The following is a 768-nucleotide window of genomic DNA, read 5'->3' as shown; positions in this document are numbered from 1 at the left end:
GCCTTGGGCACAGGAGCGAGCGGGGAGGTGTCGCCGATCGTGGCGTTGGGATCATAGGGGGTGAAGGTGGAGGCGTTATAGGTATTGCGGATCACGCCGGTGGGCAGGGTCAGGCTCTGGCCTTCGATCAGGGCGGACTGGCCCTGCAGACCATTGGCCTCGGCAATGCGATACCACAGCGAGCTGTCGCCCCACAGATTGGCCGCGATCGAGGCCAGTGTATCGCCCGCGCGGACGGTGTAAGCCCCGCCAGAGGAACCCTGACTGTAGGAATTGATCGGTGTCAGGCCCTGGTCGAAATCGGTATGGGCGACACCTGTGCCCAGGCCGTGGCGGAAGGGGCCATTCTCGCCGCGCTCTGCGGAACGGTCGAGGATGGAGGCCTCATAGTCCATTTCCTGGGAACCATTATTGCCGGTATAACCCATCTCCTTGCCGGCGAAGCGGTACCAGGCCTCATGAGGCGCCTGGTAGGAACCTTCATGATCCTCTTCACGAAGGATCGTTTGCCCGGTCAGGTCCCAAGTATAGTCGACTTCACGATCTGCCTGGCCCGGGCCATTGTTGACAAATACGCGATCAAGCCAAAGTGACCCGCCCACCGTATTGTACTGGTAGAAAGAGTAGGTGCTGTGCGAGACCCCGTCTTTGCGGGTCTCGGCGCGTCTGAGTGTCAGGCCATCATTCCAGTTGTAGGAATTTGTCGTGGTCAGACGAGCATAATGCTGATCATTGGAGTTTTTATTGTTGTTGCGGTAGTTTGTGGCA

General features: G+C 59.0%; 1 protein-coding gene. It reads right to left on the bottom strand.

What is annotated here, in order from left to right; all coding sequences use genetic code 11:
- Positions 1 to 768, bottom strand: a 768-nt coding sequence (locus RMQ97_RS15530) for a LysM peptidoglycan-binding domain-containing protein (RefSeq protein ID WP_413661810.1), incomplete at both ends; no start/stop codon positions are given.

This window comes from Maricaulis sp. D1M11 (assembly GCF_047308265.1).
GTDB lineage: Bacteria > Pseudomonadota > Alphaproteobacteria > Caulobacterales > Maricaulaceae > Maricaulis.
The sequence above is the reverse complement of the archived record's forward strand: the minus strand, read 5'-3'. Positions and strand labels throughout refer to the sequence as shown.